The following is a 14,699-nucleotide window of genomic DNA, read 5'->3' on the forward strand; positions in this document are numbered from 1 at the left end:
TGCGTGCCTGTTCGATCCGGGCTTGTGCCCGTGCGCGAACCTCGTCCATCCAGGCCATGGCGCCTTCTTCCGCATTGATCCGACGGCTCGCGATACCCGGGCCGACCAACGCGGAAACGTACGCTTCATCGCGTTTGCCGCCGGGTGTACGAAATCACCCGGCAACAAGCGTGAAGCTGCTTGGTCTACCCGCTTTGAACAGGCTTATTCATGCCTTTTTTCGCTTCTTTTCCAGCGTCCGGAAAGGGTTGCCGGAATAGCGGAAAACGAGCGTGCGACTCACATTCCTGTGTTGAGCTGACGGAGTCCAACAAGAAGTCCCGGAGGGAATTTGAGATGCGCAAGAAATTGTCAGCCGGCGCCTGCCTGGCCGCCGGCGCCGCGCTGGCGCTCGGCCCCGCAGCGACCGCGCTCGCCGCCGAGCCCGACCCGGCCACCGCCTCGGCCAGCTACGTCCCGGGCCCGCTGGGCAACTCGAGAATCGTCGTCATCATCATGGGCGACATCAAACTGCCCGACCTCATGAACCTGCCCGGAATGCCGGCCGGCTGGCCCGCACAGGGCGGCTCGGCGGGACAGCCCGAGCCGGGCGGCTCGCTCGGAGAGCCGGGATCGGGCAGCTCATCGGGACAGGGTGATTCCGGAGGCTCGACCGCTCAGCCGACCCCCGCGCCGACCGGCAGCGCGACACCGGAGCCCACGAACACGGCCGGCCCGGCTCCTACCGACACAGCCGGCCCGGCACCCACTGACACAGCCGCCCCGGCACCCACTGACACAGCCAGCCCGGCACCCACCGGCGCGACACCCACCGGCACTGCCAGCCCGGCTCCGGCGCCCACAGACACAGCCCCGGCGCCCACCAACACGACGGGCCCGGCGACCACCGGAACCACCGGCACGACGGCCACGGGCGCCACCGGCTCGGCGACCACGGACGCCACCAGCTCGGCCGCCAGTGACACCACCGGCACGGCCGCCACGGACGCCACCAACACCGGCTCGACGGCCACGGACAACACCACCTCGGCCGCCAGTGACACCACCGGCTCGACCGCCACGGACGCCACCAACGCGGCCGCCACCGACACCACCAGCTCGGCAACCACGGACGCCACCAGCTCGGCCGCCACCGACAGCACCGGCTCGACGGCCACGGGCACCACCGGCACGGCCGCCACGGATACCGCCAACACCGGCACGACGGCCACCGACGCCACCGGCTCGGCAACCACGGACACCACCGGCTCAAACGCCACCGACACCACCGGCACGAACGCCACGGACACTGCCAACACCGGGTCGACCGCCACCGACACCACCGGCACGACGGCCACGGACACCACGGCCACGACCGCCACGGGCACCACCGGCTCCGCGGCCTCGGACACCGCCAACACCGGCACGACCGCCACCGACACCACCGGCACGACGGCCACGGACACCACGGCCACGGGCACCTCCGGCTCCGCGACCTCGGACACCGCTAACGCGGGAACCACGGACGCCGCCGGCTCGACGGCTACGGACACCAGCAGCCCGGCGAGCACGGGTACGACGAGCCAGGCCCCCGCGGCCGCCGCCACCGGCGGGACCGGCACGGGCGCTACCGCCGGCTCTGAGCCCACCACCGCGGCCGACCAAACCATGGCCGGCATCGACATGAGCGGCACCGCCACCACGCAGAACGGCACCGCCGGCACCCCGGCGGAAGGCGTCACGCCCTGATCGTGACTGTCCACTCAGTGCGGACCTTCAGCGACAAGGTGCGCCCGCCGTCACGACACGTGTCCAACAGCCACTCGTGCACCACCACCGGCAGGACACCCGGCCGACGGTGAGCCCGGCAGCCACCGGTACCACGACGTCCCGCCAATCACGAAACGGGCCGGCTTCCCACCAGGGAGGCCGGCCCGTCAGTTCAGAGGCCGATGCGGCTAGGTGGCGGGTGTGCCGGTGACGACCAGGTCGCGTAGGCGGCCCCGGTTGTCGAAGGAGCCGAAACCGACCCGGCCCGACGTGAAGGTGGTGTCGCGGGCGGTCATCAGCGGATCGGATCGGCCGTCCACGTAGACCGCGATCTCGCCGGTGGCGGGCAGGTGCTTCACCCGTACGTTGTGCCACTTCTCATCGACGATGGCCGGGTTCGCCCCGCGGGAGCGGCCGTTCCATTGGTAGTCGATGCGTTCGCGGTCGGCGTTGTTGACTTTGAAGATGCCGTTGTGGGGCAGGATCGTGTTGTCGGTCGACAGGTGGGCGTAGTAGAACTGCGTGTCCGACTGGTAGCCGAAGACGATGATGACGTCGCGGTTGGTGAGGGTCACCGGTTCGTCGAGGCGCACCTCGGCCCGGATGTCGACGGACTTCCAGGTCGGTCCGGCGGTCAGCACCGCGTATTCGAAGGGCCGCCGCGGGCCGGGCCGCTCGCTGCCGGCCTCGGCCAGGATGACCTGGCCGTTGGTGAACTGCCACTTCGACGGTGTGACGGGCGCCCAGTTGGAGGACCGTGGCGCGGGAGCGATGCGGGTGTGGCCGGCCGAGGCGCCGGCGAACACGCGGGTTCCGGTCACCTTCCAGATCTTGCCATTGGCCTTGGCCAGGATGTAGAGCTCGCCCTGGGCGTCGGAGCCGAAGCGCAGGTCGACACGGTTGGGGTCGCCGGGCGCTCCGGGGGCGGAGAGGTCCTGCATCCGTACGGGGGTGCCGTCGGGGGTGAAGAGGTTGAGCCGGTGGATCGTGGCCGGGGCCCGTCCGCGGCGCATCTGCGAGGCCTCGGTGTAGAGGACCCGGCCGTCGACGAGGTCGCCGAAGACGTATTTGCCGCGCAGCGCCGGCACGTCCCGGCCGCGGTAGACGAAGCCGCCGGCCACCGCGACACCGACGTCGGAGGTGCAGTTCCAGCCGGGCGCCGGGTTGTGGTCGTACGCCGCGACCGGGTAGGTGTAGCCGCTGTCGTCGGCGGGCAGCGGGAACAGCCGGTCGCAGGCAGTGGCCGGGGTCTTGTCGAAGACGAACGCCCCTTCGCGCTCGCTCCAGCCCATGTTGTCGCCCGCCCGGACCTCGTAGATGGCCTCGATGGCGTGTTCGCCGATGTGGCCGAGGTAGAGCTTGCCGGTGGCGCGGTCCCAGCTGAACCGGTGCGGGTCCCGATACCCGTACGAGTAGATCTCCGCGGCGGCGCCGGTCTGACCGACGAACGGGTTGGCCGCCGGGATCCCGTATTTGCCGTTGGGCGAGTTGCGGCCGGCCGGGTCGATGCGCAGCAGCTTGCCGTGCGGGATGGCCAGGTTCTGCGGGTCGGTGTTGTTCGCGCCGAGCCCGCCGTCCCCGACGGCCAGGTAGAGCAGGCCGTAGTCGGCGGAGCCGGGCCGCGCGGTGGGATTGAAGTTGATCTCCTGGATGCCGTGGATCTGCCCGCCGAAGCCGATCCGCAGCAGCTCCCGGTGCGTGCCGGCGAAGGTGTCGGCGGCCGGGTCGGTGGCCTTCCATTCGTTGATGACGCCGTGGAAGAGCACGTTCGCCTGGGCGTAATCGGGCACCGCGTGGTCTGCGAGGCCTGCTCGGTGTGGATCGTGTAGAACAGGCCGTTGCGCTTGAAGCCGGGATGGAACGCCACGTAGCCGAAGCCCTGGCCGAGCCCGCGGCCGGAGAAGAACTGCGGGGCGAAGGTGGACGCCACGTCGAGGTAGACGCTGGGCACGCCGTTCTTGACGATGTACAGGTTGCCGTTGAGGTCGGGCACCGCGCGGCGCCCGGAGCCGTCGGGCACTTCCATGATCGTGTTGATCCGGGCTACCCGGTTGAGCCGCGGGTCGATCAGCGGCGGGTTGGTCTCGCTCTTGGGGAACTGGGCGTATTCGGTCAGTTCCAGCCCGAGCTTGGAGGTGACCGGCTCGGTCGGGATCGGGTCGTAGACCGGGGTCGGATCGGCGGCGTAGGCCGGGGCACCGACCAATGTGGACGCGAGGAGAAGGCCAGTGGCGGCTAACACAAGACGACGCATCAAGGGGCTCCTAGAAGAGGCGGTACTGGTTCGCGACTTCGCGCGCCGAGAGCGAGCGGTCGAGGAACATCAGCGCGTCCATCCGGCAGTCGCACGGATTGCGTTCGAGCGTGTTCTGCGGGAAGCTCCCGCCGATTTTGATGCCGCGCGGGTCGGTCGCGCTGGTGACGTGCGGACCGGGCCCGTTGACCAGCCAGGGGTCGTCGGTCCGGGTGTAGCTGCCCGGCACCGTCCGGCCGTTGCGGTAGAGCGCCATCGTGCCCTTGGTGAAGTCGAATGTGGCCGTCAGGTGCACCCACTTGTCCTTGGGCAGCAGGGTGCGCCAGTCCTCGGTCGCGGCGAAGGTCTGCGAGTTCCCGCCGTCGAGGCGCCGGCCGAGCGCGACCAGTTTCAGTTCACCGTTGACGTCGATCAGTTCGAGCAGCGCCCGTACGCCGTGACCGTCGGAATCGCCGGTCAGCACGCCGGCCAGGCCGATCGCGTTGAAGCCGGCGGCCGGGCCGTCCATCTGGCGCTTGAACCAGCCCATGACCGTGGCGCCCTCGACGGAGTTGAAGGCCCGCAACGTACGCACGCCGCTGGCCGAATAGATGCCGGCCTTCCAGTCGTCGTTCCCGGTGACGCCGGGGTTGACCTGCCGGGTCTGCAGAACGCGCCCACCCCCGGGATAGGCACGGTCGGCAACCCGCATGGCGGCCCCGCCGTTGACCAGTTCGATCTCGGTGCTGGATCGGCCCTGGTCCTGTTCGAGCGCGGGGTCGCCGCGCATCGGGTGGTCGAAGTCGTAGTAGGCGACCAGGTTCGGCCGCAGGGCGGGATGGACGTCGCCGGGTCCGGAGTTCCCGGCCGCGGCCGGGGACGCGGCCAGCGTGGCCACGAGGACGGCGGAGACGGCGACGGCTCCTGTTTTGCGCATGGAACACCTCTCAACTCACGAGTGACAGGTGAGTGGCCGCCTCACACAGCAGGCGGCTTTTCGGCGGGACGGCCGCCGAGGTAGAGCTCCCCGAGCTGGGGGTCGGCCAGCAGGTCGGCCGCCGGCCCGGAGATGTGCACGCGCCCGAGGTCGAGCACGCACCCGAGGTCGGCGGTCTCCAGCGCACGCCGGGCGTTCTGCTCCACCAGCAGCACGGCCGTCCCGGCGTCGCGCATCCGCACGACCTGTTCGAAGATGGTGCTGGTGGCCTTGGGGTCGAGGCCCATGGACGGCTCGTCGAGCAGCACGACCTTGGGATCGACCATGAGCGAACGCGCGAATTCGACCTGTTTCTGCTGCCCGCCGGAGAGCAGCCCGGCCAGCGAGTGCCAGCGCTCCCCCACCACCGGGAACAGTTCCTTGACGAATTTCGCGCGCTGGGCTTTGAGGGCCCGGTCGCGGAGGGTGTAGCCGCCGAGCAGCACGTTCTCCTCGACCGTCATCTCGCGGAACACGCTGTGGCCCTGCAGCACGAGCGCGACCCCTTCGGCCAGCATCTTCTGCGGTCCGGCGCCGGTCAGGTCGTGGCCGCCGACCAGCACCCGGCCGGAGCGGGGACCGAGGAGCCCGGCCGCGACCTTGAGGACGGTGGACTTGCCGGCGCCGTTGGGGCCGACGAGGCAGACGACCGTGCCGGCCGGGACGGCGACGCTGAAGCCGCGCAGCACGGGCGCGGCCCGTCCGTAGCCGGCCTGGACGTCGACGAGTTCGATCTCAGACACCAAGGTAGGCCCCCAGCACTCGTTCGTCGGCGCGGATCTCGGCCGGCGGCCCGGCCGCGATGGGCCGGCCACGGTCGAACACCACGATGTGATCGCTGATGCTCATGACGAGGTCCATGTTGTGCTCGACGATCACGAACGTGCGTCCCTCGGCGTTCAGTTCGCGCACGAGCGTGCCGATGCGGTCGAGCAGCGCCGGGTTGACGCCGCCGGCCGGTTCGTCGAGCAGGATGGTCTCCGGCTCGGCCATCAGCACGCCCGCCAGTTCGAGCAGTTTCTGCTGGCCCCACGACATGTTGCGCGCCTCGGCCCCGGCCAGGTGCTCGATGCCGAGCCGGGTGAGCCAGTGGTGCGCACGCTCGATCTCGGTGCGCCGGTGGGCGCTGCGCAGGCCGTGCAGCACACCGCCCGGGCGGACGGCCGCGAGCACGTTCTCGACCGCGGTCATGCGCGGGAACGTCCGGCAGAGCTGGAACGTGCGCCCGACCCCGGCGCGGGCGATCACGTGCGGCGCCCGGCCGGTGAGGTCGCGATCGCCGAAGACCACCGAGCCCGAGTCGGGCTTGATCATGCCGGTCACGCAGTTGAAGAACGTGGTCTTGCCGCTGCCGTTCGGCCCGATCAGCGCGTTCACCCGGCCGGGGAGGAAGGACACGTCGGCGCCGTCGATGGCGACCACGCCCCCGAACGCCTTGCGCAGACCGGTCGTCTTGAGCGTCACGAGCAGCCTCCGTCATCTTGTCGTCGTGGCCACCCTGGCCGGGGTGGCCGAGAGCGCATCCGGACCGTCCCGGGCGTCATGACCCGACCTCTTCACGCTGCTGCCGCCGCTGCTCGGCCAGGTCGGCCGCGGTGACCTCGCGGATCGAGCTGTCCTCGCGTTTCCGCAGCCGCTGGACCAGCGCGGTGATCGACGGGATCACGCCGTCCGGCATGAACATCACGACCAGGCCGAGCAACAGGCCGGTGGTCACCAGGTGCAGGGGGCTGTTGCCGAACTCGACCTTGAAGTACTCGAGCGCGACCCCGACCACGATCGCCCCGAGCACCGGGCCGTACAGGTTGCGGACGCCGCCGAGCAGGGCCATCAGCACGATGTACGACCCGGTCAGCACGCTGAACTGGAAGACCGGGTCGAGGTCGCCGAACCAGAGGGCGTAAAGCCCGCCGGCCAGCGCCGTGAACGCGGCCGACACGACGAAAACCGTGAGCTTGTACGCAAACGTCGGCGTGCCCAGCGACTCCGCCTTGTCCTCGTCCTCGCGGATCGCCTTGAGTCCCATGCCGAACCGGGACCGGTCGAGCAGCCACCACGTGGCCAGGGCGAGGACGAGCAGACCCCCGTACAGGAAGAAGAACGCCCGGTGATGATCGGGCCGCAGCATGCCCGGGAACGGGCGCGGGACGACCAGGCCGCGGGACCCGCCGGTGACCGACGACCAGCTCTGGAAGACCAGCAGCAGGATGAGCACGAGCGCGATCGACACGATGACGAACGACGCACCGCGTACGCGCAAGGCGGCGAAGCCGATCGGCACGGCCAGCGTGGCCACGAGCAGCGCCGCCACGACGAGGGCGGCGAAACTGGGCAGGTCGGCCTTGGTGATGAGCAGGCCGGTCGCGTAGCCGCCCAGACCGGCCAGGGCCCCGTGGCCCAGCGAGATGTAGCCGGTGAAGCCGCCGACGAAGTTCCACGCCGTCGCCAGCACGGCCCAGTTGAGCACGATGACGCCCGACGACAGGATGTACGGGTTGGGGGCCAGGCTCGGGAAGACGGCGATCGCCGCGATCAGGACGAGCGCCGGGATCGCGTACGAGAAAATGGCGCCCTTAGAAGCGTTGCGCAAGACGGCCTCCGAAGAATCCCTGCGGCCGGACGGCCAGGGTGGCGAACAGCGCCACGTAGAACACGGTCTGGGCCCAGGTGGCGCCCATCGGGATCTGCAGCAGGCTCTGGGCCAGGCCCAGCAGCAGCGCCGCGGCCGCCGCCCCCGGCACACTGCCCAGACCGCCGACCACGATGATCGCCATCAGCGGGCCGATCCAGTGCCAGTGCAGCGAGGGATAGATGGTGGTGTCGAGCGACAACGCGGTGCCGCCCACCGCCGCGGTGGCCAGTCCCAGCCCGAACCCGTAACCGGCCGTCCGCTCGGTGTCGATGCCGACCAGCCGGGCCGCGTCCCGGTGCTGGATCGTCGCGCGCAGCGCCCACCCGAACTGGGTGCGCTTCATCAGCACGTACAGCGCGGCCAGCGAGATCGCCGCGAGGCCGAACGCGATCAGCTTGACGACCGCGACCCGGGCCCCGAAGAACTCGAAGCTCGCGGTGCCGTAGCCGAGCTGAATGCGGCGCTGGGTGCCGGAGAAGGCGTACCCGAGCAGGCCCTCGATCATCAGCGCGATCGCGAACGTGATCAGGACCGACATCATCGTGAGCGTGGCCGGGCGCAGCCGCGACAGCAGTCCCCGTTGCAGCAGCACTCCCGCGCCGAAGAACAGCGGCACGGTCACCACCAAGGACAGCAGCGGGTCGATGCCCAGCCGGTCGTTCGTCCACCAGGCCAGGTAGGCGGCCAGGATGAGGAACGCCGAGTGCGCGATCATGACGACCCGCATGATGCCGAAGTAGAGGGTCAGCCCCGCGGCGAGCAGGGCGTACAGCCCGCCGAGGAGCAGACCGAGAATGATGCTCTGGAACAGCAGGGCGCCGGACGGCATCAGCTGATCACCAGGCCGGCTTCGGGTAGACCAGATCGGCCTCCTTGGCTTCGGCCGGAAGGACGATCTTGATGTCGCCGCCGACCCACTGCTGGATCATGTGGGCGCCCTGCGGCTTGCCGGTGGCGTCCCACTTGAGCGGTCCGACGACGGTGTCGACCGTGTTGCTGTGCAGCCAGTCGATCAGCTTCTGCTGGCAGTCGCCCTGCTCGGCGCAGCCCGCCGCCTCGACCGCCGCCGCGACGACCTGGCCGGTGGTGTAGCCGTTGGCCTGGTCCTCCTCGGGCGCCTTGCCGAACTGGGCCGTGAACTTCTCGACGAACTCCTTGTTGCTCTCGTACGGCGCGTCCTGGCTGTAGCCGGTGGGCGAGAGGATGCCCGCCGTCTTGTTGCCGATCGCCTTGGCGAACTCGGGGCTGGTCGGGGCGGTCGAGAACGCGGCCAGCTTGGGCTGATAGTTGAGCTGCTGCAGGGCGACGATCAGGTTGACGCCGTCCTGGTACTGCGAGCCGCCGACCACCATGTCGGGTTTGGCCGCCGCGATCTTCGCCGCGATGCTGCCGAAGTCGGTGGTGTTGGGCGGGTAGACCTCGTCGACGACGGTCTTGATGCCGCCCGCTTCCAGTTTCTTCTTGAGCCCGTACGCCGTTCCCTGCGCGAACGGGTCGTCCATGGCCGCGTACGCGACCGACGCCGGCCGCTCGCCCGCGGGCAACGCCAGCAGGTATTCGGCGAGGTGGTTGTAGTGGTCGTCGGCGACCGCCGGGGCCGCGTAGAAGAGGTTCTTGAAGCCCTGGTTGAACACCTCGGCGGCGGCGCCGGCGGGCTCGACGAAGAGCATGCCGTACTCCTGGGCGACACGGGCCGAGGGTACGACCAGCCGGGTCGAGAACGGCCCGACGACCAGGTCGACCTGGTCGCTGCCGATGAGCTGCTCGTAGTCGGCGACGACCCGGTCCGCGTTGGACTGGTCGTCCAGGATCTTCAGTTCGATCTTGCGGCCGCCGAGGAGGCCGCCCTTGTCGTTCGTTATCTTGGCCCAGGCCTCGTACCCCTCCTGCACACCCTTGCCGGGCTCGGAGAAGTCGCCGGTCAGCGGCAAGGAGATGCCGACGACGATCGGATCGCCGCCGCCTTTTCCACCGCTGTCGTCGTCCCCGCCGCAGGCGGCGAGGCCGAGGGTGAGGGCGGCGCTGAGCACCAGGGCCCCAGTCGTACGTCTCGCGGGTGAACGCATCCTCGCAGCTCCTTTGCCGGGACGTAAGCGCTTGCGAAAGCGCTTACGTAGCCTAAAGTGATCGATGGGTCACACGCAACACCCCGGAAACTTTGTGGCACCCCGGCCCGCCGATCCGGCCCGTTCCCGGCTCAGGGAGAGTTGACGCATGCCCAAGCCCGGTGTGAGGCTCCGCCTCGTCGACATCGCCGAACGCGCCGGTGTCTCGCTGGCCACGGCCTCACGCGCGCTGGCCGGCCGCGACGGCGTGAGCGAGGAGGTCGCGGCCCGCATCCGGCAAATCTCCGAGGAGATGGGGTACGTCGCCAACCCGTACGCGCGCACCCTGGCCGGCGGTGCGAGCTCGACCGTCGGGCTGGTCGTGCATCAGGTGGACGACCCGTATTTCTCCGAGATCGCGGGCGGCGTCATCCGGGTCGCCGACGAGCAGGGCCTGCTCGTGCAGATCTGCCACTCCGGCCGCGACCCCGAGCACGAGCTGCGCCAGATCCGGCACCTGATCAACCAGCGCGTCCGGATCATCATCGTGGCCGGTTCCGGTTTCGCCGACACCCGCCACGAGACCGCCGCCCGCGACGAGCTGTCGGCCTACGTCCGCGGGGGCGGCCGGGTCGCGGTGATCGGCCGGCATTCGCTCGGCGTCGACGCGGTGCTGCCCGACAACGAGGCCGGCGGCAAGGCTCTCGGCGAGCACCTGCTGTCGCTGGGCCACCGGCACATCGCGGTCGCCTCGGGCACGGCCGAGCTCAACACCGTCGTCGACCGGATGGCCGGGGTCGCCGCCGCCCTGCGCGAGGCCGGTCTGCCGCCGGACGGCCTACCGGTGATCCACACCGACTTCACCCGCGACGGCGGCGTCGAGGCCACCGAGCGGATCCTGCGCGAGCACCCCGAGACCACGGCGATCATCGCGCTCAACGACGCCATGGCCATGGGGGTGCTGTCCACGCTGCGCGCCCATGGGGTCGCGGTTCCGGAACGCATGTCGGTGGTCGGGTTCGACGACGTCTCGGTGGCGGCCGACCTGGCCCCCAGCCTGACCACGATCCGCCTGCCGATGACCGACATGGGCAAGATGGCCCTCGCCCTGGCCCTGCGGCCCCCGGCCGCCCGCCCCCGCCGCCGCTCGACCGGTCACACTCTGGTGGTCCGCGATTCGACCGGTCCGGCCCCGGGCTGAACGGCTGATTGTCGTTCACACACCGGTGACCACGCTTGTGGGGGGCCGGGCGTCCTTCGTACGGTGTATCGCCATGAACCTCGACGGGCGAACCGAACAGGCCGTCGTCGCGGCGGCCACGCTCGCGCTCGAGCAGTGGACGCGACGACTGGGCGACGCCGGGATGGCGGCCATGCGGCTCAGGCCGGCCCTGCGCGCGGCGGTCGACCAGCACGCCGCCCAGATCCGCGACCTCGTGGGCGACCCGCGCGGTCAGGTGCATCCGGCCCGCCTCGCCGCGTACGCCGACGGGGTGGCCGATTCGGTGACGGCCAAGGGCTGGTCGGTGCGGGAGACGGCGACCGGCGGATGGGAACGGGCCTCGTGGCCGTCCCTGCACCTGCTGGCCGTCTGCGTGCTGGCCCGCGACTGCGCGGTCTGAGCAGGCGGATGCCCCGCTCGCCGGGCGGTGACGAACGGGGCATCGACGCGAACGGGATCAGTCGAGGGTGCGGCGCCCGTCCTGGTCCGGCAGCTCGGCCTCGATGCGCTCCTTGCGCACCTCGCCGCCGACGGTCTGCTCCTCGCGTACGGTCTCCTTGCCCAGGCGCACCCGCTCGACCGGCACCACCTCGGTGTCGACCGTGGGGCGCTGGGCGTGCAGGGTCACCTCGTGCTCGGACTCGGTGATGTCCGGGCCACCCAGCGCGGCATCGCGGTTGGCTTCGGTGATGGGCTCGCGCTCGAGGCGCACTTCCTCCCGCTCGACCGGCACCGTGACCTGCTGCTGCTCGGTCACCACGTACTTGCGCAGGCGGGCCCGGCCGGCCTGCTCGACCTCGGTGTCGACGTTGAGCCGCTCCTCGGACCGGGTCATGGCGCCGTCGCCGCCGGTGCGGCCCAGATCGGTGCGGTCCAGGTCGGTGCGGTCCAGGTCGGTGCGGTCGGTGCCGGCCGAAGCGCGCCGCCCGGTGTTGTCGATGGCCGGGTCCGCGTAGCCGGCGTCCGGCCCGCTGTAGCCGGCGTCGGCCGTGGTGCGGCCCGCCTCGTACGAGCGGTAGCTGTCCTCCCAGCTCAGCCCGTAGTACTGGTACAGCCGCCGGACGTCGTCGCCCTCCAGCGGCTCGTCGTCGTCCGCGTCGATGTTCGGCGCGTCCTTGACCGTGGCCTTGTCGAACGGCACCATGAGCCGGTCGTCGCGCAGATCGGCGTTCTCCAGGGGGACCAGGGACTCGTTCAGGCCGAACAACCCGGTGCGGACGCTGGCCCACGCGGGCCGTCCGAACCCGTCGTCCCACACCTGGCCGACACTGCCGATCTTGTCGCCGTCAGGACCGTAGACGTCGGTGCCGTGAAGCCGGTTGGCGTGCTCGAGGTTCAACATCGGGGGGGCTCCTTTCGCTGGTTTCGCCTCCGGACCCCGACCTACCCGGTGCCCCGGGCGTCATGCCGCCGACCACGCGAATGAGTCAGACGTTCACCCGATCCGTTTGCATCTGGCCCCGGCGGGCATGCGTGGCCCCGGCGGGCCACCCAGCGGGCATTTTCCTGATCTGATCCAGTTTGTGACGATCCTCCCCGGGTAGGTCTGGCCCCGGTAGTAACGAAACACAGGAGGAGCGCCGACCGATGAGCACAAGCAAGCCCGCCAAGAAGGTCAAAGACGTCGTCGAGGCGGCCGCCGCGAAGGTGTCGGAGGCTCTCAGCGATCGCATTCCGGGCTCGCCGGGCAGCCGGACGCCGGCCGTCGAGGAGCCGACCACGCCGCAGGGCCCGCCACCGCCCAAGAGCGAGCAGGACGCCCCCGAGACCGTCACGCCGACCGGCGCCCCCACCGGCGCGCCCAAGGTCAGCAAGTCGCAGCAGGGCGAGTTCCTGACCACCTCGCAGGGCGCCCGGCTGCGCGACACCGACCACTCGCTGAAGGCCGGCCCGCGCGGGCCGATCCTGCTGCAGGACCACCACTTCCGCGAGAAGATCACGCACTTCGACCACGAGCGCATCCCGGAGCGCGTCGTGCACGCCCGCGGCGCCGGGGCGCACGGCATGTTCACCGGTTACGGCACGGCCACCGAGATCACCAAGGCCGGGTTCCTCGCCAAGGGCAAGGAAACCCGGGTCTTCGTACGCTTCTCGACCGTCCTGGGCTCGCGCGGCTCGGCCGACACCGTGCGCGACACCCGCGGTTTCGCCACCAAGTTCTACACCGACGAGGGCACGTTCGACCTGGTCGGCAACAACATCCCGGTGTTCTTCATCCAGGACGCCATCAAGTTCCCCGACGTCGTGCACGCGGCCAAGTGGCACCCCGACCGCGAGATCCCGCAGGCGCAGAGCGCGCACGACACGTTCTGGGACTTCGTCTCGCTGCACACCGAGGCGCAGCACCACACCATGTGGAACATGTCCGACCGCGGCATCCCGCGTTCGTACCGGCACATGGAGGGCTTCGGCGTTCACACCTTCCGGCTGGTCAACGAGGCCGGCGAGACGGTGCTGGCCAAGTTCCACTGGAAGCCCAAGCTCGGCGTGCACTCCCTGGACTGGGAGGAGGCCCAGATCGCGGCCGGCGTCGACCCCGACTTTCACCGGCGCGACCTGTACGACTCGATCGAGGCCGGCGCGTTCCCCGAGTGGGAGCTCGGCCTGCAGGTCTTCCCGGACACCCCGGAGGAGACGTTCGCCGGCATCGACCTGCTCGACCCGACCAAGATCGTGCCGGAGGAGCTGGCGCCGGTGCAGCCGGTGGGCAAGCTGGTGCTGACCGGCGTGCCGACCAACTTCCACGCCGAGGTCGAGCAGGTCGCCTTCCACCTCGGCCACCTGCCGCCCGGCATCGACGTGACCAACGACCCGCTGCTGCAGGGCCGCCTGTTCTCGTACCTGGACACGCAGCTGAGCCGGCTCGGCGGGCCCAACTTCATGCAGATCCCGATCAACCGCCCGCACGCGCCGGTCAACGACATGCTGCGCGACGGGCTGCACCAGCACGCGGTGCACGGCGGGGTCGCGCCCTACCGGCCGAACTCGCTCGACGGCGGCAACCCGTTCACCACCGACACCGGTTTCCTCGACATTCCCGTACGGGTGGCCGAGTCGACCAAGGTGCGGGAGAACCCGGTCTCGTTCGACGACCACTACACCCAGGTGCGCCAGTTCTGGCAGAGCATGTCGCCGGTCGAGAAGGAGCACATCGTCCGGGCGTACACGTTCGAGCTGGGCAAGTGCTACGAGCAGGCGATCAAGGAGCGTCAGGTGCAGTGCCTGGCCAACATCGACCCGGTGCTGTGCGAGCAGGTGGCCACCGGCCTGGGCCTGCCCGTGCCCGAGCCCACGGTCCCGTTCGCCGCGGTCGAGCCGAGCCCGACGCTGTCGCAGGTCGTCGGCGAGTGGCCCGCGGACGGCCGGCTGATCGGCATCGTCGTCGACCCGGCGGCCGGGCTCGACGGGGTGGCCGCGGTGCGTTCGGCGATCTTCAGCGCCGGCATGGTGCCGCTGGTCATCGCCCCGCACGGCGGTGAGGTCGGCGGCGTGACCGTGCAGCGCACGTTCGCCACCGCCCGGTCGATCGAGTTCGACGCCATCCTGCTCGCGGGCGCCCCGGCCCCGGCTCCCGACGCGATCCCGGCCCGGGACGCCAAGGCCGGCGCCGAGGCTTCCGTCACCGTCGACCCGCGGGTGCTGCTGCTGGTCGAGGAGGCCTGGCGGCACGCCAAGGCGATCGGCGCGTGGGGCGCGGGCGCCGAGGTGCTGGCCCAGGCCGGTATCGCCGGCACCCCCGGCGTGATCAGCGCCGACTCGGGCCCGGCGGCGCTGACCGAGCTGCAGCCGCTGCTGGCCAAGCACCGGGTGTGGCCGCGCTTCCCGGCCACCATCGCCTGACC

At 70.5% G+C, this 14,699-nt stretch carries 12 protein-coding genes; 4 read left to right on the forward strand and 8 right to left on the reverse strand.

Annotated elements, in window-relative coordinates; translation table 11 throughout:
- Positions 1 to 336: 336 nt before the first annotated feature.
- Positions 337 to 1,728, forward strand: coding sequence for a hypothetical protein (locus ACZ3I4_RS36450; RefSeq protein ID WP_465386651.1), 1,392 nt, complete (start codon positions 337 to 339; stop codon positions 1,726 to 1,728).
- A gap of 209 nt (positions 1,729 to 1,937) precedes the next feature.
- Here ACZ3I4_RS36450 and ACZ3I4_RS36455 read toward each other — a convergent pair whose 3' ends face one another.
- The 7 genes from ACZ3I4_RS36455 to ACZ3I4_RS36485 all read right to left on the reverse strand — a co-directional run bounded on the left by ACZ3I4_RS36455 (position 1,938) and on the right by ACZ3I4_RS36485 (position 9,656).
- Complete coding sequence (locus ACZ3I4_RS36455; RefSeq protein ID WP_465386652.1) at positions 1,938 to 3,539, reverse strand: PQQ-dependent sugar dehydrogenase; 1,602 nt, start codon at positions 3,537 to 3,539, stop codon at positions 1,938 to 1,940.
- Positions 3,540 to 4,013: 474 nt separating this feature from the next.
- Positions 4,014 to 4,919, reverse strand: coding sequence for a LamG-like jellyroll fold domain-containing protein (locus ACZ3I4_RS36460; RefSeq protein WP_465386653.1), 906 nt, complete (start codon positions 4,917 to 4,919; stop codon positions 4,014 to 4,016).
- A 41-nt stretch (positions 4,920 to 4,960) separates the two neighbouring features.
- Positions 4,961 to 5,701 carry an ABC transporter ATP-binding protein gene (locus ACZ3I4_RS36465; RefSeq protein ID WP_465386654.1) on the reverse strand — a complete coding sequence of 247 codons (741 nt, stop codon included), beginning with the start codon at positions 5,699 to 5,701 and terminating at the stop codon, positions 4,961 to 4,963.
- Positions 5,694 to 6,422, reverse strand: coding sequence for an ABC transporter ATP-binding protein (locus ACZ3I4_RS36470; protein WP_465386655.1), 729 nt, complete (start codon positions 6,420 to 6,422; stop codon positions 5,694 to 5,696). The genes ACZ3I4_RS36465 and ACZ3I4_RS36470 overlap by 8 nt, the downstream gene beginning before the upstream one ends.
- A 76-nt stretch (positions 6,423 to 6,498) precedes the next feature.
- On the reverse strand, positions 6,499 to 7,548 hold the full coding sequence (locus ACZ3I4_RS36475) for a branched-chain amino acid ABC transporter permease (protein WP_465386656.1): 1,050 nt from the start codon (positions 7,546 to 7,548) through the stop codon (positions 6,499 to 6,501).
- Positions 7,532 to 8,419, reverse strand: coding sequence for a branched-chain amino acid ABC transporter permease (locus ACZ3I4_RS36480; RefSeq protein ID WP_465386657.1), 888 nt, complete (start codon positions 8,417 to 8,419; stop codon positions 7,532 to 7,534). Before ACZ3I4_RS36480 ends, ACZ3I4_RS36475 begins: the two co-directional genes overlap by 17 nt.
- A gap of 7 nt (positions 8,420 to 8,426) precedes the next feature.
- Complete coding sequence (locus tag ACZ3I4_RS36485) at positions 8,427 to 9,656, reverse strand: amino acid ABC transporter substrate-binding protein (protein ID WP_465386658.1); 1,230 nt, start codon at positions 9,654 to 9,656, stop codon at positions 8,427 to 8,429.
- Positions 9,657 to 9,804: 148 nt separating this feature from the next.
- Between ACZ3I4_RS36485 and ACZ3I4_RS36490 the strand changes: the two genes are divergently transcribed.
- Positions 9,805 to 10,836 carry a LacI family DNA-binding transcriptional regulator gene (locus ACZ3I4_RS36490; protein WP_465386659.1) on the forward strand — a complete coding sequence of 344 codons (1,032 nt, stop codon included), beginning with the start codon at positions 9,805 to 9,807 and terminating at the stop codon, positions 10,834 to 10,836.
- Positions 10,837 to 10,909: 73 nt separating this feature from the next.
- Complete coding sequence (locus ACZ3I4_RS36495) at positions 10,910 to 11,257, forward strand: DUF6401 family natural product biosynthesis protein (RefSeq protein WP_465386660.1); 348 nt, start codon at positions 10,910 to 10,912, stop codon at positions 11,255 to 11,257.
- 57 nt (positions 11,258 to 11,314) lie between these two features.
- Here ACZ3I4_RS36495 and ACZ3I4_RS36500 read toward each other — a convergent pair whose 3' ends face one another.
- Positions 11,315 to 12,199 (reverse strand): PRC and DUF2382 domain-containing protein, encoded by an 885-nt coding sequence (locus tag ACZ3I4_RS36500; protein WP_465386661.1) that lies wholly within the window; start codon positions 12,197 to 12,199, stop codon positions 11,315 to 11,317.
- A 245-nt stretch (positions 12,200 to 12,444) separates the two neighbouring features.
- On the opposite strand from ACZ3I4_RS36500, the gene ACZ3I4_RS36505 reads away from it, so the two are divergent.
- The gene (locus ACZ3I4_RS36505) at positions 12,445 to 14,697 is read left to right on the forward strand and encodes a catalase (protein WP_465386662.1); all 2,253 of its coding nucleotides are present in this window, start codon (positions 12,445 to 12,447) and stop codon (positions 14,695 to 14,697) included.
- The last annotated feature ends 2 nt before the right edge of the window (positions 14,698 to 14,699 follow it).

This window comes from Actinoplanes sp. NPDC021490, from assembly GCF_055562135.1.

Coding starts and splice junctions, on each gene's coding strand:
- ACZ3I4_RS36505 (WP_465386662.1), top strand. CDS start 12,445: ATGAGCACAAGCAAGCCCGCCAAGAAGGTCAAAGACGTCGTCGAGGCG.
- ACZ3I4_RS36485 (WP_465386658.1), bottom strand. CDS start 9,656: ATGCGTTCACCCGCGAGACGTACGACTGGGGCCCTGGTGCTCAGCGCC.
- ACZ3I4_RS36450 (WP_465386651.1), top strand. CDS start 337: ATGCGCAAGAAATTGTCAGCCGGCGCCTGCCTGGCCGCCGGCGCCGCG.
- ACZ3I4_RS36490 (WP_465386659.1), top strand. CDS start 9,805: ATGCCCAAGCCCGGTGTGAGGCTCCGCCTCGTCGACATCGCCGAACGC.
- ACZ3I4_RS36500 (WP_465386661.1), bottom strand. CDS start 12,199: ATGTTGAACCTCGAGCACGCCAACCGGCTTCACGGCACCGACGTCTAC.
- ACZ3I4_RS36480 (WP_465386657.1), bottom strand. CDS start 8,419: ATGCCGTCCGGCGCCCTGCTGTTCCAGAGCATCATTCTCGGTCTGCTC.
- ACZ3I4_RS36495 (WP_465386660.1), top strand. CDS start 10,910: ATGAACCTCGACGGGCGAACCGAACAGGCCGTCGTCGCGGCGGCCACG.
- ACZ3I4_RS36460 (WP_465386653.1), bottom strand. CDS start 4,919: ATGCGCAAAACAGGAGCCGTCGCCGTCTCCGCCGTCCTCGTGGCCACG.